The 24771-nt window shown below is 47.2% G+C and carries 16 protein-coding genes; 9 read left to right on the forward strand and 7 right to left on the reverse strand.

The features are described 5' to 3' along the window. Positions 1 to 35: 35 nt before the first annotated feature. Together KFF03_RS12735 and KFF03_RS12740 are read right to left on the reverse strand one after the other, a co-directional pair. The gene (locus KFF03_RS12735; protein WP_255857301.1) at positions 36 to 3002 is read right to left on the reverse strand and encodes a TonB-dependent receptor; all 2967 of its coding nucleotides are present in this window, start codon (positions 3000 to 3002) and stop codon (positions 36 to 38) included. Positions 3003 to 3137: 135 nt separating this feature from the next. Next, positions 3138 to 4112 (reverse strand): LysR family transcriptional regulator, encoded by a 975-nt coding sequence (locus tag KFF03_RS12740; RefSeq protein ID WP_255857302.1) that lies wholly within the window; start codon positions 4110 to 4112, stop codon positions 3138 to 3140. Positions 4113 to 4233: 121 nt separating this feature from the next. Here KFF03_RS12740 and KFF03_RS12745 point away from each other — a divergent pair, with 121 nt between their 5' ends. From KFF03_RS12745 to KFF03_RS12755, 3 genes are all read left to right on the forward strand, one after another. Then, complete coding sequence (locus KFF03_RS12745) at positions 4234 to 4887, forward strand: leucine-rich repeat domain-containing protein (protein ID WP_255857303.1); 654 nt, start codon at positions 4234 to 4236, stop codon at positions 4885 to 4887. Positions 4888 to 5023: 136 nt separating this feature from the next. Beyond that, positions 5024 to 6868: an ABC transporter ATP-binding protein gene (locus KFF03_RS12750; protein ID WP_255857304.1), complete on the forward strand. Its 1845-nt coding sequence runs from the start codon at positions 5024 to 5026 to the stop codon at positions 6866 to 6868. Next, positions 6865 to 7368, forward strand: coding sequence for a GNAT family N-acetyltransferase (locus tag KFF03_RS12755; protein ID WP_255857305.1), 504 nt, complete (start codon positions 6865 to 6867; stop codon positions 7366 to 7368). Before KFF03_RS12750 ends, KFF03_RS12755 begins: the two co-directional genes overlap by 4 nt. A 165-nt stretch (positions 7369 to 7533) precedes the next feature. Here the strand turns inward: KFF03_RS12755 and KFF03_RS12760 are convergent, their stop codons facing one another. Continuing rightward, the gene (locus tag KFF03_RS12760; RefSeq protein ID WP_255857306.1) at positions 7534 to 7773 is read right to left on the reverse strand and encodes a hypothetical protein; all 240 of its coding nucleotides are present in this window, start codon (positions 7771 to 7773) and stop codon (positions 7534 to 7536) included. Here KFF03_RS12760 and mqo point away from each other — a divergent pair. Continuing rightward, on the forward strand, positions 7759 to 9243 hold the full coding sequence (gene mqo / locus KFF03_RS12765) for a malate dehydrogenase (quinone) (RefSeq protein ID WP_255857307.1): 1485 nt from the start codon (positions 7759 to 7761) through the stop codon (positions 9241 to 9243). The genes KFF03_RS12760 and mqo overlap by 15 nt on opposite strands. A gap of 85 nt (positions 9244 to 9328) precedes the next feature. Here mqo and KFF03_RS12770 read toward each other — a convergent pair whose 3' ends face one another. Next, on the reverse strand, positions 9329 to 9940 hold the full coding sequence (locus tag KFF03_RS12770) for a 3'-5' exonuclease (protein WP_255857308.1): 612 nt from the start codon (positions 9938 to 9940) through the stop codon (positions 9329 to 9331). Then, positions 9940 to 11739, reverse strand: coding sequence for a DUF294 nucleotidyltransferase-like domain-containing protein (locus tag KFF03_RS12775; protein WP_255857309.1), 1800 nt, complete (start codon positions 11737 to 11739; stop codon positions 9940 to 9942). The genes KFF03_RS12770 and KFF03_RS12775 overlap by 1 nt, the downstream gene beginning before the upstream one ends. Before the next feature lie 198 nt (positions 11740 to 11937). Between KFF03_RS12775 and KFF03_RS12780 the strand changes: the two genes are divergently transcribed. Beyond that, positions 11938 to 15387: a NahK/ErcS family hybrid sensor histidine kinase/response regulator gene (locus KFF03_RS12780; protein WP_255857310.1), complete on the forward strand. Its 3450-nt coding sequence runs from the start codon at positions 11938 to 11940 to the stop codon at positions 15385 to 15387. A gap of 101 nt (positions 15388 to 15488) precedes the next feature. Here the strand turns inward: KFF03_RS12780 and KFF03_RS12785 are convergent, their stop codons facing one another. Then, positions 15489 to 16160, reverse strand: a complete 672-nt coding sequence (locus KFF03_RS12785) for a response regulator transcription factor (protein ID WP_255857311.1) — start codon at positions 16158 to 16160, stop codon at positions 15489 to 15491. Positions 16161 to 16324: 164 nt separating this feature from the next. Beyond that, positions 16325 to 18274 (reverse strand): acetate--CoA ligase, encoded by a 1950-nt coding sequence (gene acs / locus KFF03_RS12790; protein WP_255857312.1) that lies wholly within the window; start codon positions 18272 to 18274, stop codon positions 16325 to 16327. Between the two features lie 259 nt (positions 18275 to 18533). Between acs and KFF03_RS12795 the strand changes: the two genes are divergently transcribed. The 4 genes from KFF03_RS12795 to KFF03_RS12810 all read left to right on the forward strand — a co-directional run bounded on the left by KFF03_RS12795 (position 18534) and on the right by KFF03_RS12810 (position 24770). After that, a complete protein-coding gene (locus tag KFF03_RS12795) occupies positions 18534 to 19670 on the forward strand; it encodes a DcaP family trimeric outer membrane transporter (RefSeq protein WP_255857313.1) in 1137 nt (378 codons plus the stop codon). Between the two features lie 625 nt (positions 19671 to 20295). Then, positions 20296 to 23322, forward strand: coding sequence for a hypothetical protein (locus KFF03_RS12800; RefSeq protein ID WP_255857314.1), 3027 nt, complete (start codon positions 20296 to 20298; stop codon positions 23320 to 23322). A 2-nt stretch (positions 23323 to 23324) separates the two neighbouring features. Further along, on the forward strand, positions 23325 to 24299 hold the full coding sequence (locus tag KFF03_RS12805; RefSeq protein WP_255857315.1) for an isopeptide-forming domain-containing fimbrial protein: 975 nt from the start codon (positions 23325 to 23327) through the stop codon (positions 24297 to 24299). A gap of 9 nt (positions 24300 to 24308) precedes the next feature. Then, complete coding sequence (locus tag KFF03_RS12810; RefSeq protein ID WP_255857316.1) at positions 24309 to 24770, forward strand: hypothetical protein; 462 nt, start codon at positions 24309 to 24311, stop codon at positions 24768 to 24770. The last annotated feature ends 1 nt before the right edge of the window (position 24771 follow it).

Here is a 24771-nt window from a genome sequence, read left to right on the forward strand (position 1 = left end):
AATAATGAACTCCTTTTATTACAGTTAAATTAAAATTAAAAAGCGTAATCAACAGAAATTTTCATTGTTGAACCTTCGTAATAAGATTCAATTTCTTTACCACCACGTGAGAAACTGATTTTCTGATCACCCAGGTTTTCAATCTTGCCTTTTACGGTAAATACATCATTTACGTCATAACGATAAACCAAGTCCCAAACCGCACGAGCATCTTCAACTTCATTTTCAAGATCGCCACGCCCTACGGTTAAAATTCGATCATCAAAATAATTACCTAACAATGTTAAAGACTGGCCAGTTGGTAAGTGATCAAACCCTAATTGAATATTGGCAAGATATTCTGATTGTCCTTGTAATGGACGGGTATCAGAACCTTCCAAAATTGCAGCACGACCATCACCCAGATCCACTTCTGAATCGATATATGAAACGTTACCGGCAACAAAACCTGAGAAAGAATCGGTATCCAGCGTATTAACCCGGAAATCGATTTCAGCACCCTGAACCGTCGCAGATTCAGCATTGGTATAGGTTGTTGAATTTCTGGATTCACCGACAACACGTTCAATAGGCTTATCAATATCCTTATAGAAAACAGCAAAGGTGACACTTTCGTCATCGGAGAAATAATACTCAGCGCGAGCATCTAAATTGGTAATATCACTAATTTCTAAATCAGGGTTACCAATAATACGATCATCGGTATCCGGGTCATAAACTTCGGATTCAGATCTCTCAGTAATACCAGGTCTTGAAACTGTTTGAGTCGCAGAGAAACGCAGTTGCGCATCCTCTGTTACGCGCCAGTTAATACTCAATGCAGGTAAAACTTTAGACTCATCTAATTTATTGTCATCACTGCTATTTTGATCTGGGTATTCCAGCGTTTGTTCTGACTGTTCAAATCGTGTTCCGAATAAAACAGACACAGAGTCAGCATCCAATTCACCAGACAAATAAGCAGCGGTGATATCATCCGTTGCATCGTAACTGTCCGTTGAAGTTGTCGCACCGTCATATAAGAATGAGCCATTATTGATATTTTCAGACGATAAAATCTGATCAATAGGCAGGCTGGTATCCAGCGTTACAATTGGGGTGTTGGTATAACGCGCTACAGCAACTTCCCGTTCTTTCGCAGATTGCATTAAACCGGCTTTCACTTTCAGCAGCATTAAATCGGAAAGCTCTACTTCGCCCTCATAATCCACCCCTAAAGTAATTGCATCTTCGGTTAACTCTGAGAATCGACGCTCAGCCACACCCTGAAAACGCAATGGTGAATCACTGCCAGGAGATCGTGCATAGGTATAACTTCTGCGATCAGGCTCATCACGAGTGGTTTGCGCATAACCTAAATTCCAGCTTAATTTATCTTCACCTAATAAATTGAAGAAATAGTCACCAGAAAATTGTTGGGAAATAAACTGACGTTCAACCCATTGTAAAATATACGACTCGGTTTCCAGATCGGTATCCAGTTTGCGAGTAACACGAGTGGTATCATCCGTTTTGCGCAACAGAATCGACTGACTGTTTACAGTGAAATCACCTTTATCGATTCCAGCAAAGAAATATCCGGACAAATCAATTTTGCGCTTACTGCGCTGGTAATTTCCTGTGCCGTCCACGTCATCAATTTCAGCATCGTGGCGCACTTCCCATTCGTCTTTATATTGCAGCGCGCCGTATAAGCCGATATTCGAATCTTCATTTTCAATCAGATCACCGTATGAAAATGAGAAACCTCTTTCTGGCTTTGCTTCCACTTCATGCACTGATAAATCGTGCTCAAACTGGTCACTTGCACGAATGGCCTGAGCCGTCGATAAATTACGACCTACAGATTCCAAGCCGCCATTGGTACCACTGGCAATCAGAGACGGCTCTTCACGGGTACCATCGTCAGCACCGGTCCAATCAGAACCACCGCCATGATAAGTTACCGCATCATTAAACGTAGTACGGGTATTAAAACCCAGCGTGACAGATGCCTTACCACCAGTCTCTTCAGGAGCACCACGAGTTGTCATCGCAATTGCACCACCGGTAGAGTCGCCCGGCATATCTGGCGTAAAGCTTTTCTGAATATCGATACCACCTAAAATCGAAGCCGGGAATAAATCCAGTGGCACATCACGACGCAGCGGGTCTGTACTTGGCATTAAAGCGCCATTTAAAGTCGATGAAATATAACGTCCGCTCATACCACGAACGACAGCAAATTCATCATTCACAGAGACACCTGCGACACGCTTCAATGCAGAAGCCGCATCCGAATCCCCAAAACGTGAAAACTGTTCAGCACCAATTGAATCCAAAACAGCGGAAGAGTCGCGTTCCTGAGCGGTAGCAGTGGATGGCACATAAGTCCCTACAGCAACCACCTCTTCAATAACGCCATCACCTTCGAGGCTCATGTTCAGGTTAACGCCGGTATTCACGTTACCCATAACTCGGATACCGCTGACATCACGCTTGCCATAATTAGGATCAGCAATTAATAAATTGTATTCACCGCGCGGTAATTCAAAACTGAAGAAGCCGTCTTCGTCAGTTACAACACCTTGCTCAGTGCCTTCAACCGATACACGAGCACCTGAAATCGGGCCACCGGTATCATCAGACTCCAGGTAACCAGAGATCTGACCTAATGCGACTTCAGCTTCCTGGCCAGGAGTGAATACATTGATTTCCGGCAGTGCTTCACCACCAATCATCTCTACCTGAATTTCAGCATTTTGCTCTTCACTGGCCGTATCGAAATCAAATTCGCCCAGATATTCGCCAAACTGGGACAGCTCAACAGTATGGCTGCCCGCTGGCACATCAAAAGAAACAAAACCGGATTTACCCACCAGTTTTTTCTTACCGTCAACCGCAACGGCTAAATCACGGACGGCTTCACCATCTTCAGTTACATAAAATACAGCTTCACCAGCCATAAGCTGAGATGCCATCACAGACGATGCGATTGCAAGCCACAGTCGATTCGGTTTCATTTCGCCCCCTAAAGGAATACAAGGATTTAGACGGGCCGAAACAGGCCCACACATTGATGGCGGGCAGTATGTTTCTGAAAGATGACAGTTGGATTACAAGAAATGGATGTTTAAAAATTCCGGAGGTTTGTCAGCTTAGTGTCGGTTTACAGGACCTAATACCTTATTAACAGCCGATAGCTGTTCTTCTGTGGTTGGCAGAGCATCAATCAATCGATTTAATTCTTCCACTTCATCAACCATAAAATCGACAAAATGACGCACTTTCTTCGGCAGATACTGACGTGATGGATAAGCAACCGAAATACGTTCCGGGCGCAATTGCCAGTCATTAAAGATGGGGATTAATTGCCTGGACAAAATAGCATCTCCCGCCATCAGGTAAGGGATACGACCAATACCAGCACCTTTAATCATGCTGTGTACCGTACCTTCCATTAAATTGGTGACGATATTTGGCTCAACCTGAACAGACAACGCTTCGCCGCTTTCTTCGTGAATCATGTCATAAATTTCAGGTTGGATACCTTCACCCAGCTTTACGCAACGCAGCGTTTGCAAGTCTTGAGGATGTTGCGGCTGGCCATGCTCTTTGAGATAAGCCGGGCTGGCACATAAAATATAATCCGACTCCGTCAGAGTTCGGGCAATGAGAGAGGAATCCGGTAATTCACCGACAAAAAAGCCGAGGTCATACCCTTCCTGAATCATGTTAACCGGACGATCCGTGTGAATAACCTCAATACGGACTTCCGGATACAGACCCTGAAACTTCGTCAAAAAGTGCCCCATAGAACCACTGGCGACCTCAACCGGAACAACGATACGCAACACACCATGCGGGTTATGTTCACGATCAGAGATTAAGCGATGTGCCTCGGTAATCTCCCGAATCAAGTGGCGACAGCGGCTGTAATATTCATTACCCACTTCAGTCAGACTGAGCTGACGGGTACTGCGCTGCAACAACCGGGACCCCAAACTGGCTTCCAGATCCGAAACCATACGGCTGACCCGGGATTTGGGCATTCCCAGCGCTTTGCCAGCTGACGTAAAGCTGCCTTCGTCAACCACCTGAATAAACACATGTAACTGATTAATATCGAGCATAGCTGCCTGATGTTCCTGAATGCACGAAATGTCAGCATACCAGTTTTCACAGAGGCTGGGTTTCCCGAAACAGCTATGTTAACCTGCACGGAAGTACAAAAATAATAAATTGGTTATTCTTATGCAGTATTCTTATTGCAAACATATCGCGTTGACGCTCGCCGTCATCCTGTTGAGCGCCTGTAGTAGCGGAGGTAGCAGTGGTGGTGGCAGTAGTAGCGACCCCAACACGTCACAATCGCCGGCTGAAACTCCTTCAGCAGAAACACCAACAACCGTTGAATTGTCAGCCATCGATTACCAAGCGGTTAAAGACGAAGCACTGCAGAGCTGTATCCGTAAAAGCAACATTCGTTACACCGAACAGCTGCAGATTCTGAAATGCCAGAATGCCAGTATCCGACAACTGGATGGATTGCAACAATTCAGCCAGCTACGAGTAGTGAATCTCAGCAACAATCAGATTGATAACCTCGAACCTCTCAGCAGCCTGACACAGCTGCACTCACTGACGTTAAGCCATAACAAACTGGTGTCATTTGCGGCAATGAATGACATGACTCAATTGCGAGAATTGTCGATTACACATAACCAGTTACGCTCTTTGTCCGGTATTGAAAACCTGGACGAACTCGACAAACTCTACATCAACCATAATCAGTTACAGTCCATGGCCGAGTTGTCTCAGACGCAATTGCGTCACCTGGTTGCTCATAATAATCCAGCACCGGTGCCAGCCAGCCTGCCAGACACGATGGAGTCTTTCCGTCTGTAACAGGCCAACCCAGAAAAACACGTAAAACCATAAAAATGCACAAAACCATAAAGCGGTATGAATTGCCGCTTACAATTGAGTGTTTTCTCCGTTACCGTGTCACACCTTTTGACACGGATGAACAGCGCTCAGGCTTATGTTTCGTTTTTTTGAAAATCTGACTCAACCCTTTCCTCCCGAAGCACCACAACAACCTCCTAAGGGTTTGTACGCCTTTTGCCGCCATTACACCCAGGGCATGGAGCTGTCGCTACTGACCATGTCACTACTAACCGCCCTGCTGGCAATTCTGGAAGTTTCTTTGTTCAGTTTTATGGGCCAACTGGTGGACTGGTTAGTCGATAAAGACCCACAAACCTTATTTTCCAGCGAAGGCAGTCAATTATTGTGGATGTCGTTATTGGTGCTGATTGCTTTGCCAATAGTGGTATTGCTCCATGCCTTATTGGTGCACCAGACACTGATGGGCAATTACCCGATGAAAATCCGCTGGCTGGGTCACCGCTACTTACTCAATCAAAGCGTGAGTTTTTACCAGGATGACTTTGCCGGCCGTCTGGCAACCAAAGTAATGCAGACGGCATTATCCGTTCGTGAAACCGTGATGAAGCTGCTGGATGTGATGGTATATATCCTGGTGTATTTCGGCTCGGTTCTGGTAGTCGTTGCCAATGCTGACATTCGCCTGATGTTGCCGATGATTGTATGGCTGGGTTTATACATCCTGACCCAGATGTTTTTTGTACCACGTTTGAAACGAGTAGCCACCGAACAAGCAGACGCCCGCTCAGCAATGACAGGCCGCATCGTGGATTCGTACACCAATATTCAGACCGTGAAATTGTTTTCCCACACACAACGTGAGTCCGATTACGCACGGGATAGCATGCAGGGTTTTATGAACACGGTTTATCACCAGATGCGCTTGGCGACCGGCCTCAACTTTACCGTCAATTTTATTAACTACCTGCTGGCGTTTGCCGTCGGCGCTATTTCAATCTGGCTCTGGTCGGACGATGCTATCACCGTAGGGGCAATTGCCATTGCCATCAGTCTGGCGCTGCGTATTAACGGCATGGCCCAGTGGATTATGTGGGAAGTTGGCGCGCTGTTTGAAAATCTTGGTACTGTTGCCGATGGCATGAACACCCTGTCTCAACCACAACAAGTCCAGGATGTGGACAACGCTAAAACGCTCGTGGTTGATCAGGGCTCAATCGAGCTGAAAAACCTGAATTTTTATTATCAGGGTAAAGACGACTCCCAGAACAAGCAGGTGTTTGACGATCTGAATCTTCATATTAAGCCGGGAGAAAAGGTTGGTCTGGTTGGGCGCTCCGGGGCCGGTAAATCCACCCTGGTGAACCTGCTGTTGCGCTTCTACGACATTGAATCCGGCGAAATCCTGATTGATGGCCAGAATATTCAACAGGTCAGCCAGGACAGCCTGCGCGCAAACATTGGCATGGTTACCCAAGATACCTCTCTGCTACATCGCTCGGTGCGCGACAACATCCTCTATGGCAACCCGGATGCAACCGATGAACAACTGGCACAAGCCATTCAACAAGCCGAAGCAGCCGATTTTATTCGTGAACTGAATGACCCCATGGGCAACACCGGGCTGGATGCTCAGGTCGGCGAACGCGGCGTTAAATTGTCGGGCGGCCAGCGTCAGCGCATTGCCATTGCCCGGGTGTTATTAAAAGATGCGCCCATCCTGATTCTGGATGAAGCTACCTCAGCCCTGGACTCGGAAGTAGAAGCGGCGATTCAGAAAAGTCTGTACCGCCTGATGGAAAACAAAACCGTGATTGCCATTGCCCATCGCCTGTCGACCATTGCTGCGATGGATCGCCTGATTGTGATGGATCAGGGTCGGATTGTTGAACAAGGTACGCACCAGCAGTTATTGCAACAAAAAGGCATCTATGCCCAGCTGTGGGCGCATCAGACCGGCGGGTTTATCGGAGAAGAATGATGACCAACACCCATATTGATGCTGACATAGTTATTGCTGATTACCACAACCCGCAACACCAGCAGATGATTGGTGAGTTGATGAACCATTATGCCTGCGACCCAATGGGCGGCGGAGAAGCGTTAAGCCAAACGGTTATCGACACTTTAGCTCAGAAGATGGCGGAAGTGCCCAATGCCTTCACCGTGTTGGCTCTGGATGCCGATCAGGCGATTGGATTGATCAATGCCTTTCAGGGGTTTTCTACCTTCAAATGTCAGCCACTGATCAATATTCACGATGTGATTGTGCGCAACGGCCTGCGTGGACAAGGCATTGCCCAACGGATGATGCAACAGGTAGAAGCGGTTGCCCGTCAACGAGGCTGCTGCAAATTGACGCTGGAAGTGCTGGAAGGCAACACCGTGGCACAAAGCAGCTACCAGCAGTCAGGTTTTGCCGGTTATGAGCTCGATCCGGCTATGGGTAAAGCCATGTTTTGGCAGAAATTTCTGGATTGATCAGTTTGATCATCAGCAGGTTATCATAGATCAATTTTTTGTCGGCAAAGGCCGTTTACAAAGCTTGCTGTCATTGACCAATACACGCTTTTTTCTTAGAATGCGCGCCCTGAAATTACTCTAAAAATTGGTCAGACTTAAGTCGAACTGACGGTTCTCAAAGCGTTAAAAAAGCAGTAATTTCAGCGCAGTACGTTTTTTCACAACTGTGTGTACTGCGCGTATCAACACGCTGTTGATTGTAGCCAACAGCAAAAATTGCATCAGCCAGCCAATATCAATACTCGCTGCCTGATTTTCGTGCTCACCCATCATACCGGCCACAAGCCTCCCCGGTGAGACGAACACAAAATGCACCAGAATTTTGATTTTAGTTAAAGGCAAACCCCTATGACGATTCAACAAGTCGATGTCCTGCTGGTAGGTGGCGGCGTCATGAGTGCCACACTTGGTACCTTACTGAAACGCCTGGATCCATCCCTGACCATGGCCATGGTCGAACGTCTTGATCACGTAGCACACGAAAGTACTGACGGCTGGAACAATGCCGGCACCGGTCATGCTGGCTATTGCGAACTGAACTACACCCCTCAAGGGGATAACGGTGTCGAGATCGACCGTGCATTAACCATCAATGCCAATTTTGAAATTTCGTTACAGCTGTGGACCACCCTGGTTGGTAATGGTGGCTTACCAGAGCCATCCAATTTCATTAACACGACACCACACCTGAGCTTTGTCTGGGGTGAAGATAATGTGGCTTTCCTGCGCGAACGCTTCGAGAAACTGAGTGCCCATCACTTATTTAAAGACATGGAATTCAGTGATGATCCGGACGTATTACGTGACTGGATGCCGCTTGTAATGGAAGGCCGGGACCCATCCGAAAAAGTCGCGGCTACCCGTGTGAGTTATGGCTCTGACGTCGACTTTGGTTCCCTGACACGTAACCTGGTTGCTCAACTGGAAGCATCCGAGCAGTTTGAACTGATTCTGAATCACGAAGTCGATAGCTTTAAAAAGCTGGGATCTGGTGATAATCAGGGTTGGCATGTCGAGCTGGAAAACCGAAATGGTGGCCCATGCCGTCAAATCGAAGCCAAGTTCGTTTTCCTGGGGGCTGGCGGTGGTGCGTTACCATTATTGCAAGCATCCGGCATTCCAGAAGCCGATGGCTACGGTGGCTTCCCGGTCAGCGGCCAATGGCTGGTGTGTAAAGATCCGGAGATCGTAAAACAGCACCACGCCAAGGTATATGGTAAAGCCGCCATTGGTGCGCCACCGATGTCAGTACCTCACCTGGACACCCGAATTATTAACGGTGAACCGGCCCTGTTATTTGGTCCGTTTGCCGGTTTCACCATGCGCTTCCTGAAGAAAGGCTCGAAGTTAGATCTGCTCAAATCCGTAAGCCCAAGCAACCTGTTGCCGATGATGTCAGTCGGCATCAACAACATGGATCTGACCAAATACCTGATCAACGAAGTACGTCAGTCTCATAGTGAGCGTGTTGCTTCTCTGCGCGACTACTTCCCATCCTGTAAAGATGAAGACTGGACATTGGCACAAGCAGGCCAGCGCGTACAGATCATCAAAAAAGACGCCGAAGGCAAAGGTAAGCTGGAATTTGGTACTGAGCTGGTTGCTTGTAAAGACGGCTCCATTGCTGCCTTATTAGGTGCATCACCGGGTGCTTCGGTAGCGGCTCAAGCCATGATTGAAGTATTGGAAACCTGCTTTGCGGAAAAAATGGAGCAAGGCTGGGGCGAAGAACTGAAAAAGCTGATTCCGTCTTACGGTCAGTCTCTGGTTGAAAACGGTGAGTTATTGGCGGAAGTTCGTGATAACACGCTAAGTACACTGAAGCTGGGCTGATTAATATTCCGAAGCGGGTCATCACTGCTTCAAAATATCCGACCCAAAAAGCGGAGACTGATTATTCAGCCTCCGCTTTTTTATATCAACGCGTATGCTCAGTGAGTTTTATGTACATCAACGCGGTGGAAATCACATCCCCCATCGCTGTATGACGTTCAATCACAGGTACTTGTAAGTCTTTAGCCAGACCTTCAAAGGTCAGATCCAAAGCGATATCCGGATGTCGCCTTTTTTGCTGTTTGACATAAATTTCTGAAACTTCGATAAATTGATTCGGTAACCGAAAGTTATACAGTTGCCGGATATAACGATTCAGAATCGCTTCATCGTATTCGATATAAAAACCGCAGATTGGCCGATTGCCGATAAAATCGAGTAATTTTTCAATCGCATGTGCCAGTGCAACACCGTTCATGCGGTCTTCACGGCGTAAATAATGAATACGAACGGAGTCCGGATCGGTTTCAGCATCAGAATTAATAATCAGCTCCAGTGCAGATGAAAGGTGTATTTTTTCACCGCTTACTCTGACCGCGGCAACGCTTAATAATTCGCCTTTATTTTTATCAAAACAGCTGGTTTCACAATCCAGTACAACAATTTCATCACCATCATAAGGCTCTGCCAGATGCTGCCAGCGGCCTTCCGGTGGGAAATAGCCGGGAATGCGTTTTTTCATCCAGCGCGGTAACATCAGAAACGCTCCAGATGGAAGTGTAAGAATAACTGCTGTTTAAACTTTTTAACCCGGTGTAATGCGTGGCGCAATAAACTGCGGTCGACACTGCGAAGTTTATCCAGCTCCAGTTGCTGACTCAGGCCACGCTGCTCACCTTCTCTTTCTAATTGCTGACGTAACCGTAAGCGAATAAAAAATAACAGCGCATCTTTTAAACCCTGCGCAACATCGGCTTCTAAAATATTTCGCTGTTGTAAAATCTCCAGCCGTTTAAGCGTGTTGCACTCATCAATCGCGTGTTCAAATGCCAGCGACCGAACCCCATGAACCAATGGAAAAATACCGCCTTTTTTAATATCGATCTTGCCATGATCTTCACGAATTTTCCCTAAAAAGTTCAGCGGCGTTTCAAATTGCATCGCCTGCTTAGCAAACCAGGCCAACGCAATGCTGGCGCGCAAATCATCGTGCTGCCAGCTGGCTTTTACTGGCCGGAACAATTCCGGGTCACCACAAATGGGCTCCGCATCCATAAAAATGGCCATGTTCATCATGGTGTCAGGCGTACCGGCACTGAGCCAACGATCCACCCGAGCCTGCCAGCCTTCGATGGTTTCAATCCAGCCATCATTAATAAACATCACACCTCCCGGACAAGGCGGATAACCAAACTCAAGCAATGCCTGGTGTAATTGCTGCAACAAAGGTTTAACAGCTTCACGGTCGTGCTGATTTTTAAGAATGACAGCATTATCCTGATCGGTTTTCAGGATTTGTTCTCCCCGCCCTTCACTGCCTAACACCAGAATGCACACACTGTTGCGTAAACGCTCCGGGAAAATCAGCTCAAATGCCCGTTGAATCAGGCGACGATTTAATGTCGTAATCAGCTCCATAATGGCGGAGACATGCACTCCCTGCCCCATTAAGCTTTCGATCAGGGTATCCAGCCGCTTAGCGGCAATCACTAATTCCTGCTGATTTTTGGCCTGCTCGATACGCATCGCTATCACATGCGAATGGGTGGAAAATAAGCTGAGCATATCCATCAGCTCCAGCAAACCAACAATTTCACCCTCTCGTTTGACCACCACACGTTCAATATGGTTTTGCGTCATTTTTAACAACGCACTGAACAGAAACTCACCGTACTCGACATCAATTAAATCAAACTGAGCAATATCACCAATTTTATCCTGCTTACCTTTATCCCCCATCAGGGTGGCCTTCAACAGATCCGTACCGGTAACAATACCCACCCGTTTGCCACTGCGTACCAATAACGCATCGTATTTCTGTTCATGCATTAACGTCGCAGCACGTGCCAGGTTGGTTTGAGCGTTGATATACACCGGAGGGCGAATGGTATCGTCGTCAATGCGGGCCAGAATAAATTCTGAAACAGAGCTGTCTTGTTGTTCGACCAACGATTGTTGAGTACCCAGGTCGGTTTTGAAGTAGATGGAGAAGTCGTCTGACTCTTCCAAAAGCTGAACAAAATCTTTGGCTTTTAACAGGTAACACAGGGTTTCTTCGATCGCTGTGTATTTATGCTTACAGCGGGCTTCCAGCACAGCACGCACATCAAAAATATCTTCTTTGCCGTATTGAGAAAAAACCTGATCGCCACTTTGATCGCTCTCTTCAACAACCCCCTTATAAATGATGAACAGTCCGGGGCTGCTGTCCCCCTCATTCAGAATGGTACCGCCCGCGTGGTAGAACACCAGATCCAAACGATCAATCAACCAGTTAAGCTGTTTTTCATCCAAAAAACTGAAGGGCGGCTGCCGCAGATCTATCTGAATCGTCATACTCACCATCCCTTACAAAAAATATTGGTATAGAGCAGTGTATCTGCCATGGCGGCTTTCCAAAACCGACCAAAGTCGAACAGTGCATGATGTAAATCCATTCTCGGCATACCGCCTATACTGTTAAGATAAATCTTTGAAGATAGACAGCGTCATGCCTGCTTTCGTTATTCGTAACAATAATAAAGAAGAACACTTATGATTCCCGCCTGGCAGTTAATCTCAATTTCCGTGCTCTACATCGGCAGTCTGTTCTGGGTGGCCTGGTACGGAGACAAGCGGGCACAAAAGAAAAAACCGATTCATAACAGCGCGCTGGTATACAGCTTATCACTGGCGGTGTACTGCACTTCCTGGACATTTTATGGCGTCGTTGGACAAGCCAGTACATCAGGCTGGAGCTTTCTGGCTGTTTATGTCGGCCCCGTGATCTTTATCTGGTTTTTCTGGCGCTTACTGGCAAAAATCATCCGTATTGCCAAAGAAAAACGCATTACCTCAATTGCCGATTTTATTGCCACCCGGTACGGCCGGGATAACAGCCTAGCGGTCCTGGTAACGCTGGTCGCCATGTTAGGTGTTGTGCCCTATATTGCACTGCAGCTAAAAGCGGTCACCGTGGCTTTTAACCTGCTCAGCAGCCCGCATGAGTTAGGCGCATTGGCGATTGCCAGTACCGAAGCCTGGCATGACACAGCGCTGTATGTCAGCGTTGCCATGGCACTGTTTGTGATCATCTTTGGCACCCGGGATATTGATGCCAGTGAACAACACCCGGGTATGATGCTGGCGGTTGCGTTTGAATCCTTAGTCAAACTGATTGCCTTTATGGCGGTCGGAATATGGGTTGTTTGTTACTTATTTGAACAACCGCTCGACCTTTTTACACTGGCGCGCAATACCTCACCGGATCACCCGCTGTTTAAAACAGATATTATTTCGCTATCGTTTGTGCTGCAAAGTCTGCTCGCAGCGTTTGCCATGCTGTGCTTGCCGCGACAATTTCAGGTCGGCGTGATTGAAAATGAGTCCATCCAGCACGTCAAAGCTGCTCGCTGGATGTTCCCGGCCTATCTGATGCTGATGTTGTTATTTGTCGTACCCATTGCACTCTCTGGGAATTTATTTATGAAAGATCTGGGCTTTGGCCCGGATACCTACGTCTTAAGCTTACCCATTGCCTTCGATCAGGAACTGCTCGCCATCATCGCTTTTATTGGCGGTACCAGTGCTGCCACCGGCATGATTATTGTGGCGACGATTGCCATCAGTACCATGGTATCGAACGAACTGATTCTGCCCATGGTATTCCACCGTTCACAGTCACAGGCCGACCTGCAGCAATCATCGAATATCCGCACGCTGGTACTGACCGTTCGCCGTCTGGTCATTGTTGCGATGATTCTTGGCTCTTACCTGTTTTACCGCACGGTTGGCGAGTTTGAATCGCTCGCGGCGATTGGCTTGCTGTCATTTGCTGTTGTAGCTCAGTTTGCTCCATCATTAATTGGTGGTTTGTTATGGCAAAGAGCCAATCACCAGGGCGCTATGGCTGGTATCATCAGCGGCACCTTTATCTGGTTTTACACCTTGTTATTACCGGTATTGGATAACTCATCCGGTGGCTTAATTGGCTCCCCGTCTTTAGCGATGATGGGAGAAAATCTGGATAACTTCAGCTCTGGCGTGATCTTAAGTCTGCTGGTCAATATTTTCTGCTTTATCTTTTTCTCCATCATCAGCAGTGCTTCGGTGCGGGAGCGAATGCTCGCCAGTGATTTCAGCAGCGCCAAAGGTATTCAGCAAAACCAGCCAACCACGGCATTAAATTGCAAAGTCGATGATGTCAGAGTGGTGTTGGAACGTATCCTTGGCCTGCAAAAAACTGAGTCCTTTTTTATCAGCTATCAATACCAGCATGGCGTTCAATACAACCATGCCCCGGCTTCTGACGAACTGCTGCATGACGCTGAAAAAATGCTGGGTTCAGTGGTGGGGTCGTCCTCGGCACGCGTTATTTTTTCGACCTTATTGGGTGGTGAGCAGATTCAGATACGCGACCTGACCTTTATTGCCAGCGAAGCCAGTCAGGCATTTGCCATGAGTCAGGAGCAGTTGCAGGCAGCCGTAGAGAATCTGCATCAGGGCGTCAGTGTGATTGATAAAGACCTGAATCTGGTCGCCTGGAACAGTCGCTATCTGCAATTGTTTGAGTACCCTGAAAGTTTTATTCAGGCGGGCAAACCGATCCATGAAATTATTGCTTTTAACGCTCGCCGGGGTTTCTGTGGCCCGGGGGAAATTGAGGCCCAGGTCCATCGTCGCATGAAGTTTTTACGCAACGGCTCTGCGCACCAATTTGAACGCACTCTACCCAATGGCCTGGTTATCTCGATGCAAGGGCACCCCATGCCGGATGGTGGCTTTGTCACCAGTTTTACCGACATCACCGCCCACCGCCGTGCGGAACAAACACTAAAACAAGCCAATATCAAACTGGAACGCCGGGTTGAAGAAAGCAGCCAGGAATTAGAAGACCTGACGTCGCAGTTAATCGAGGCCAATCACAGTAAGAGCCGTTTTTTAGCCGCCACCGGTCATGACCTGATGCAGCCGTTAAACGCAGCAAAATTATTTGCCTCAACGCTGGCGCAGCAATCGCTGAACACAGAACAACAAGAGTTACTGAGCCATCTTGAGGGATCATTGCAATCGGCGGAAGACGTGTTATCCATCCTGGTGGAAATCTCGAAGCTCGATGCTGGAGCAATGGAGCCGGACATTCGCCCTATCAGCCTCAGTGCCGTTCTCAAACCGCTGCGCGATGAATTTACCGCCTTAGCCGCCGAGAAAGGGTTGAGTTTAACCGTCAGGGTGTGTGATGCCTGGGTACTCAGCGATGCTCATTGGTTGCGCCGTATCATTCAGAATCTGCTGGGTAATGCTGTCCGTTATACGCAATCTGGTGGGGTATTATTGGGCTGCCGCAAACGGGGAAATAAATTAGCCATTGAAGTTTGGGACACCGGCCCGGGGATTCCGAAAGAAAAACTGCCGGAGATTTTTGGCGAGTTCAAACGGCTGCACACAGAAAAGCAGGATACCAAAGGATTGGGGTTAGGGCTTGCCATTGTCGATCGTATGGCCAATCAACTCGATCACGATATCAATGTGGCTTCAGTAGTGGGTAAAGGTACACGATTCCGAATCACCCTCTCACTGACAGAGGCGCAACAGGATGAACAGAAATCGGCTCCTTCGGTACTCAATCAGGCCGCCAGTTTTGAAGGCATGAAAACCTTCTGTATTGATAATGATCCGGAAGTGCTGACCGCAATGAATGCGCTGTTAAATAGCTGGCAATGTGATGTGTATAGCTGCAGCGATATCGCTACGGCAAAACAGGTACCTTTTAAACCGGAAATCATGCTATGTGACTATCAACTGGATAATGATGAAACCGGCATACAAACCATGACCTTGCTGCGCCAGCAGTTCGATGACCCAGCGTTACCCGGCATTCTTATTTCTGCCGACCCGCGTCCCGAAGTCGCCGATGAAGCACGCAGCCTTGGCTTTTATTTCCTCAGCAAGCCAGTGAGGCCCGCGGCATTACGCGCTCTGATCCGCAAACTGGTTAAGAAATAAAAAAGGCCACATCGACATAACGTCGATGTGGCCTGTGAAAAATCGGTGAAAATTAAAGGCAGGAACGGTAAAAACCAGAAATGATTCAGAGCCGCTCAAACTCAGCCCTGAGCAACCTGCACATCCGGTTTTTCGATATCCAGACTTTGAACCGCAATAACAGCCTGAGTTCGGGTGCGTACTCCCAACTTACGGAAAATCGCGGTTACGTGAGCTTTAATCGTCGCTTCACTCACATCCAGATCATAAGCAATCTGTTTATTCAGCATTCCCTCAGTCATCATCGTCAGCACCCGGAATTGCTGTGGTGTCAGGCTGGCTAAACGTTCCGCTAAATCCAGTGCCTTCGTGTCCGGTTGGTGCTGATGACGACGGGCCGCTTCCGGTAAATAGATATCACCCTGCAGCACCTGTTCAATCGCTTCTGCAATCGAGTCCAGCGGCGATGATTTGGCTATATAGCCCGAAGCACCATGGTCGATTGCCTGACACATAATTGCTGGTTCTTCACACGCCGAAACCACAATAACCGGAATCTCCGGGTAATGGGAACGTAAATACACCAACCCAGAATAGCCATGAGCGCCAGGCATTTGTAAATCCAGCAAGATCAGGTCAGCATCCTTGTGATGCTCAACCAGTTGCTGTAATTCTGGCAATGATTCGGCTTGCTCAATGCTGACATCCGGCACCAGCTGCTTCACGGCCTGCTGCATAGCGGTACGGAATAACGGGTGATCATCAGCGATGATTATTTTTTTTGCGAGCTGCATAGTTCCCCTCCTGCTCTTTACTACTCAAGCGTGCTCTCTTTATTTTGGCACTTTTTTCATAAAGAGCGACCAGTGTTTCTCTTTTTTCAATAATATTTTCAAAAACAAAAAAGCTACCCGACATTGTATCGGGTAGCTTTCAAAGCGTTTAGATTAATATCCACTCAACGATTTAAACGGTTATCAACCAGAATATCCACTACCGACGGGTCCGCCAGCGTTGAGGTGTCACCCAATGCATCGTGCTCATTCGCTGCAATCTTACGCAGAATACGACGCATAATTTTACCGGAGCGGGTTTTAGGTAGTCCTGGCGTTATCTGAATCAGATCCGGCGTGGCAACCGGGCCAATTTCCTGGCGTACCCAGCTACGCAGCTCTTTCGCGAGTTCTTCCGATGGATCTTCTCCCGCATTGAGCGTGACATACACGTAAATCCCCTGACCTTTGATGTCGTGCGGATAACCGACCACGGCAGCTTCTGCCACTTTGCTGTGGGCAACTAAGGCGCTTTCGACTTCGGCGGTTCCCATCCGGTGACCAGAAACATTAATCACGTCATCAACACGTCCGGTAATCCAGTAATAACCGTCTTCGTCACGACGCGCACCATCGCCGGTAAAATACATACCACGGAAGGTTGAGAAGTAAGTTTGTACAAAGCGTTCGTGATCGCCATACACAGTACGTGACTGTCCAGGCCAGCTATCAATCATCACCAGATTGCCGTCGGTGGCTCCCTCAAGCAGCATACCTGAGTTGTCCACCAGCGCAGGCTGTACACCAAAGAACGGACGCGTTGCAGAGCCTGGCTTCATATCCGTCACACCCGGTAACGGTGTGATCATGATGCCGCCGGTTTCGGTTTGCCACCAGGTGTCGACCACCGGGCAACGCTCTTCACCAACCATGCGGTAATACCATTCCCAGGCTTCCGGGTTAATCGGCTCACCCACTGATCCCAGCAAACGCAGCGACTCACGATGGGTTTCTTCAATGGCCGCAGCACCTTCTGCCATCAAAGAACGAATGGCCGTTGGTGCGGTATAAAGAATATTGACCTGGTGTTTATCAATAATCTGAGACACTCGATTAATAGACGGATAATTAGGTACCCCTTCACACATCAGGGTAATACCACCATTGGCCAACGGTCCATATAACAGATAAGTGTGTCCGGTAATCCAACCCACATCCGCAGTGCACCAATATACATCGCCATCATGGTAATCAAACACATACTGATGCGTTATCGATGCCCATACCATGTAACCGCCCGTGGTGTGTACCACACCTTTGGGTTTGCCGGTTGAGCCCGAGGTGTACAAAATAAACAGAGGGTCTTCGGCACCCATCTCTTCCGCCGGACAATTTGGTGAAGAAATGGCAATCAGGTCTTCGTACCAGACATCACGAGCAGGATGCCAGGCAACATCAGCACCCGTGCGCTTAACGACAATGACTTTTTCCAGGCTACCAATTGCTGGGTTCGTTAACGCTTCATCAACATTCGCTTTCAACGGAACCGCACGGCCACCACGCACACCTTCATCAGAGGTGATCACAATCTTGGCATTACTGTCTTCAATCCGGCCAGCCAGCGCATCCGGGGAGAAACCACCAAATACAACAGAATGAATCGCACCAATACGGGTACAAGCCAACATAGCCACAGCGGCTTCAGGAATCATTGGCATATAAATGCATACGACATCACCACGCTGTACGCCTTGACCACGCAAAGCATTAGCGAAGCGACAAACCTGCTCGTGTAACTCTTTATAGCTGATGTGCTTATGCTGATCCGGCTCATCACCTTCCCAGATAATCGCGGTTTGATCACCACGTTCTTCTAAGTGACGGTCCAGGCAGTTAACTGAAGCATTCAGAGTGCCATCTTCAAACCAACGAATATCAACATTGTGATCATCAAACGAAACGTTACGAACTTTGGTGAAAGGCTTCATCCAGTCGATGCGCTGTTCGGCCTGCTCGCGCCAAAAACCCTCTGGGTTGATGACGGACTGCTGGTACATCTGCTGGTATTTCTCATTATTAATCCAGGCCGAATCAGCAAATTCAGGTTTTACCGGGTAGACTTTTTGGTCGCTCATGCGTCGCTCCCTATCTGATTAGAGTGTCGTGTCCGATACAAGCCGTCCGGACACGCTGTTATTTTTGTTGTTGTTCATATTGGTCATGCCTTAACCATCCCAACATTAGACAATGGTCTATTCTGCTTATCAGGAGATTAACTGGAGTGAGTAAGTACTTCTACTGAAGCACTGTTACGTTGCGACTTTTGGCTAATTTCACCAAGCGGAGTATGTGCACCATAGTGGTGATGCACAACAATGATAACGGAGAGTGAACATGCGCAAGACCCCTATTCTTCTGATGGCGGCTGCCCTGCCTATGGCTGTTAACGCAGCAAATACCGAGTTTTCCTATGGCGGTTACGTCAAGCTGGATGCAATGGTTAGTGAATATTCTGAAGGTGAGATTGCTGCTGGCAGTGCCGGTCGTGACTTTTATGTACCTTCAACCATTCCAACCAGCCCGGATGGTGTCAATGGCGATTCGGTCACTAACTTTGATATGCACGCCAAAACGTCACGTTTTAACTTCAAGACTGTGACAGATCTGGAAAATGGCCACAAAATTTCGACCTTCGTGGAACTGGATTTCATGTTGGCTCCTGGTGGTAATGAGGTTGTTTCAAACTCATATAACCCACGCTTACGCCATGCATTCATCAAAACCGGTAACTGGACCTTTGGTCAGACCTGGTCAACCTTTATGAATGTTGGTGCCCTGCCTGAGACAGCTGATTTCCTGGGCGTGAGTGACGGTACTGTATTCAACCGTCAACCACAGATTCGTTACACAATGGGTGATTTCCAATTCTCGTTAGAGAATCCGGAAACAACTACTCCAGGCGTAAACGACGACAGCACCATTCCTGATGTTGTAGCACGTTACAACCTGAAATCAGGCAAGCATGCTTTCACTATTGCTGCTATCGGCCGTCAGCTTGCTACCTACACAGCCGATGATGCATCAACTCCTGCCGATGAAGAAGTTGATGAGTCTACACTGGGCTTCGGTATCAGCATTTCTGGTAAGATTCAGCTTGGCCAGGACGACCTGAAATTTGCAGTGAATAAGGGTGCTATCGGCCGCTATGTTGGCTTGTCTGCTGCCCGTGATGCTGTTTTATCTGATGGAGACCTGGAAGCGACAGACGTTACTGCAGCCTTTATTGGTTACCGTCATTTCTGGAACGATAAAGTACGCAGCACCATTGCCTACTCCATGCTGGATGCTGACTACGACGTTGACAACGTTGGTGACACAGAATCATCCAGCAGTGTTCGTGTGAACCTGATGTATTCTCCAGTCAAGAAACTGACTTATGGTGTAGAGCTGAGCCAGGCTACTCATAAACTGGATACCGATGCAGAAGGTGACATGACTCGTGTTCACTTCACAACCAAGTATGCTTTCTAAGCAAACGAAGGTTTAAAATTAACAGCGGCTTCGGCCGCTGTTTTTGTATCTGCATCCTTCCCAGTGCAAAATAAATCGGTTACCTTTATTTGCACTCTCAATCTACAAAGTCACATTTTCGTCGTTTCTAACATCGCAAAAAGTCAAAAGACGAGCACTTCCCTTCACTCAGTTACAAAAGAATCACTTTTTTACAGAATTTAACATCTTTTTTTACTGACAAATCTGAACACCCCAGGTGACAAATTTGGTCACTTTAGGAGCGTGTTTGACTTCAGATTCACCTCATTCCTTTGGCTTATTGAGCCAATCCTCTTTAAACGCTGTTTTTATGCTGAATTTTTGAACTAATTTCTAATATCACGTCAAAATCAAGTACTTAGCGCTGATTCCAAAACAACAAATACAACTGACAGCAAATTGACTGCATCAGCCCTTCTACTTAGTATCGCATATAACAAAATACAACATTTTTATAACAAACGGCTAAAACAAAACCATCGTTCAGGAAAGTATTTGAATGACGATTTTCAGAATCATAAACAACAACATATGGCTTGTTGTGCTCACGCTGACCAAGCGGAGCACTCAGGGCGTTGTTGCGTGCCTGATTTTGATCTTTCCGATGTCTAATCATGCTCTGGAAGCTATCAACCTGCGTGAAAGCTTTGCTGGGAATATGTCATTCGAAACCACGGGCAACAGTTTAAGAAACGCAACGGATGAGTGCTCTGTACTGAATAGCTCGTCAGCAAGGTTAGAGTTGCCTGCCAACAGTACCATCCAAAAAGCCTCTCTTTACTGGTCTGGTTCCGGTAGCTCTGTTGACAACAGTGTCGTCTTTGCAGGAACAGCCGTAAGCGCAACCGTAACCTATACCGAGAATTTCACAGCAGGGAGTGACTCCTTCGATTTTTTCAGTGCCAAAGCAGACGTCACCGCACTGGTATCTAATTCAGTGAGCGCCAATTACACGGTCAGTGGTTTGAGCTTTGATGGTACAGGTGCGTACTGCACGAGAAAAGCTGCCTACGGTGGTTGGGCACTGGTGGTTGTTTATGAAAATGCCTCCGAACCGCTTCGTGTTATTAACGTATTTGATGGCTTTCAAAGTTTCCGCGGCCAGAGCATCACATTAACCCCGAATAACTTTGTGATTGGTAACCCAGCGAATGGCGGCAAGCACGCACACATCACCTGGGAAGGTGACCAAGCCAACTCTAGTAACCTCGGTGTGTTTACTGAAGAATTGATTTTTAACAGCAACACCTTATCTCATGGCAGCGACAATCCGGTTAATAACCAATTCAACTCTGTATCGAAAAATACTCAGTCAGGGTTTGCCAGAAATACCAGTGGTGTAGATATTGATGTGTATGAAATCGGCCCCTATATTTCTGCCGGTGCAACTTCTGTCAGCACAACCTACTCATCTGGCGGCGACCTTGTTTTGTTGTCAGCTGAAATCATCAGTATCCCGAATACAGCAGTAGCCGATCTTTCTTTCGCCAACATTTCCGGCAGTAGCGCATTTAAAAACAGTCAGGCAACAATAAACCTGAGTGTCAGAAACGACGGCCCTAATAACAGCCAGAATAATACCGAAGTACGTTTCCCATTATTACCGGGCACCAGCCTCGGCTCATTTACAGGAGCTGACTGGCAATGCAATACATCTGGTAACGATGTTGTCTGTATCTATTCCCCGGTGATTATGGATGGCCAGCAAAGCACTGCGCTGCAAATTACATTAAACACCAGTGCAACGACACCTGCAGGAAACAATGCCGTCAGTTTATCCGTCTCCAATGCTCAGTTTGATAATATACCGTCTAACAACTCGGCAACGGCCACCATTACTATTAATGATTTCGACCTGAGCCAGTCGCAAAAAACGGTTGTCGATCTGAATGGCGGTAATGTTGAGCCAGGTGATGTATTGCGTTACACCTTTACTATCCGTGAAGCGGCCGGTAAAGCTATTAATAACTTATCAATGGAAGATACTTTCCCTGATTTGTACCGTGAAATCGCGGTTGTCAGCCGCCCAGCCGGCAGCATCCGCTCTAACGACAACCTTTTCCCGGATTTCACCGTATCTAATATTAATCTGGCTGCTAACTCTCAAGCGGTTGTTGTGGTCGACATTGTTCTGCGGGATAACGTTGCTGCAGGCACTCTGGTAGAAAATACTGCGACGATTAAACTGCCGGATAACAGCCAACAATCCATCAGTTCATCGACTTTAACCGTTGCAGCCCCCTTTGCGGTTACTGAAGCCGGAAATAAACCGCTTTATTTATATCTTGATAACCTGATGTCACGCCAATTGCCGGTTGATTCAACGTCTTTAGGTGAATTATCAATGACTCAGGATGTTGAATATCAGTGGAATATCACCCCGGTGTTGCAACAGGATTTGCTGTTATCACCAACTGCCGGTGGTGTTGTTGTTAAACTGGAAGCTCAGCACAAACAAAATCGTCAGGGTTCTCTTGGGCAAATTCGTCGTAACCATGAGTTATCCCTGCGCCTTGAAAAAAGCGACGGTACTGTTATTGCTTCAGCAACACGTGGTCGTGTATTCCCAAGAAACAACGACGTGGTGGTCTACGAATATCACCTCCCTTACACCATTAACACGCCAACACAAGCCGATTTAACCGTGGCTGCGGGTGAGTCTTTACGCTTGGTAATTTCTCAGGATTTGATTGATATCCCACAAAACAATAATCAGAACGATCTGGTTTTTCTGTTCTTTAAAAATGACCTGAATACTTCGCAGGTGATTTTGCCGGTAGTGAATGTCATCAATATCGAGAATATTCTGTTTTTTGATAAAGCCTATAGTGATAACACTCGTCAACCAATTACCCGAAGCAATTTAGATCAAACCGTATTCGTGAATGCTGAAGTAACCGATCCTTTTGGTAGCTTTGATATCACCTCGGCTAATCTTGTTATTAAAGACAGCGCGGATGAAGAAATCGTCGCTTCTTCTGCCATGAGCATTGCTAATGACTCCGGCGTCGCACAAAAAACCTTTGAATACGCTTACAGTATTCCGGCATCCGTCACCAACCAGGGTAACTGGAAATTTCAGGTTACGGCAAAAGAAGGGATAGAAAATACGGTTGAACACCAACTGCAACAAACGCTTGAGATTCGTCAATTATTCCCCAACATTACTCTGGCAAAATCATCCTTCGTATTAAACGATCCAATTAATGGCACCAGCTATCCTAAAGCCATTCCGGGAGCAGAAGTGGTTTATCAATTATTGGTTAGCAATACAGGAACAGGCAGTCCTGATGCGGATACCATTATTATTGATGAAGAGATTCCGGCAGACTCCCCATTGTTCGTTGGCAATTTTGATGCAACAGGTCCGGTTAAATTTATTGATGGCTCATCACCGGATGAAAGTGGTTTAACGTTTAATTATCAGTCCCTACAAGCGGCTAATGATGATGTTGCGTTCTCAAATAATCAGGGGGCGAGCTTTACTTATCAACCGTCTCCGGATGCCCATGGTTACGATAGTAATGTGACACATATTCGCTTCATGCCTAAAGGCCTTCTCCGATCAGCTGATTCGTCATTATCCAGCGAACCGGAATTTTCCTTCCAATATAAAGTGAGGGTTCAGTAGTAATGAAGAGCCTTATCACGATTTACACATTATTCATGCTGGTGTTTTTGTCATTATCGACTCAGGCAAAAACCTCGGCGGGTATCGATATCATCAATACCGCCACACTAACCTACAGTGAAAATGATAATACGGTATCGGCCACGTCAACCATTCAGGTTCAAGAAGTGATTGACGTTGCGCTGAGCCTTAACCTGAGTGAAACAACTCGTCTGGTTGAGAATGGCGATACCAATCAAACACTGCCTTACAGTGTGCAGAACACCGGCAACGGCACCGAAATATTTAAAGTGGATTATGTAAACAGTGATAGTCCACTGGAAAATATTTCAATCGTCATCGATGCCAACAATAATGGTGTAATCGATGTCGACGAAAACACGCTGAATAACGGCGACAGTATTTCTCTGGTTCGTGACGAAGTCTTGGGGTTGATTATTAAAGCCGACATTCCGATTTCTGCCCAGAAAGATGACATTTCGACCATCACCTTAACGGTCTCATCTGCCACTGAAAAAGATGGCGTGGTTGCCGCTACAGCTGACCCGGGCACATTACTGGCCGGACAAGGAACCGATACAACCGATGCCATCGTTGGCGAGAGCCCAAGCCAAACCCGTACCGCGCGCTTTCAGGTAGGCGATACAGCAGAACTTGTAACCATTACTAAAGCCATCGATAAAAGTCTCGATCCTTTTGGTGGCACAACCAATATTCCGGGATCAAAAGTGACGTATAACATCACCGTGGTGGTGGATGCCTCCAAAGGGCCAGTCAATAATCTGGTTATTGTTGATAGCATTCCTGCAGACATGACTTATACCAGCGGAAGTTTATCAATCAACGGGGTTGGTCAGACAGATTTGCAAGATGATGTTGATGCCGGTCATATCGAAAATAATCAGGTAACAGTTGATCTTGGCAATATTACCGAAGACTCAACATTTACCATCAAATTAACTGCAGAAATAAAATAAGGAAATAACATGCGCGCATTATTATTAGCATTACTCTGTTTACCTGCCTTCGCCTTAGGGCAAGTCACACTGGAAACAGAAGCCTACAAAATTGTTGCACAAACCAATGATGACGGCACTGTATCCGAACAATGGATTATCGCTGAAGAAGTGGTTCCGGGCGATAAAGTTGGCTATCGGATTTCTTACACCAACACCGGTTCTGTTGAAGCCACAGGTATTGTTATCAACAACCCGGTTCCTGGTAATACCGAATATATCGCTAACAGCGCCGCTGGTGCTGCTAGTGAAATCACCTATTCCGTTGATGCTGGTAAAAACTTTGCCCGCTCAGCTGAATTGACTGTTGAAAGAGACGGTCTGACAACAAAAGCTCGCGCTGAAGATATCACCCACATCCGCTGGACGCTGCCAAACGCAGTCGCGCCACTGGCAAGCGGTTCAGTGGAATTCCAAGTGCGTGTGAACTAAC

The sequence above is a fragment of the Bacterioplanoides sp. SCSIO 12839 genome (assembly GCF_024397975.1).
Taxonomy (GTDB): domain Bacteria; phylum Pseudomonadota; class Gammaproteobacteria; order Pseudomonadales; family Oceanobacteraceae; genus Bacterioplanoides.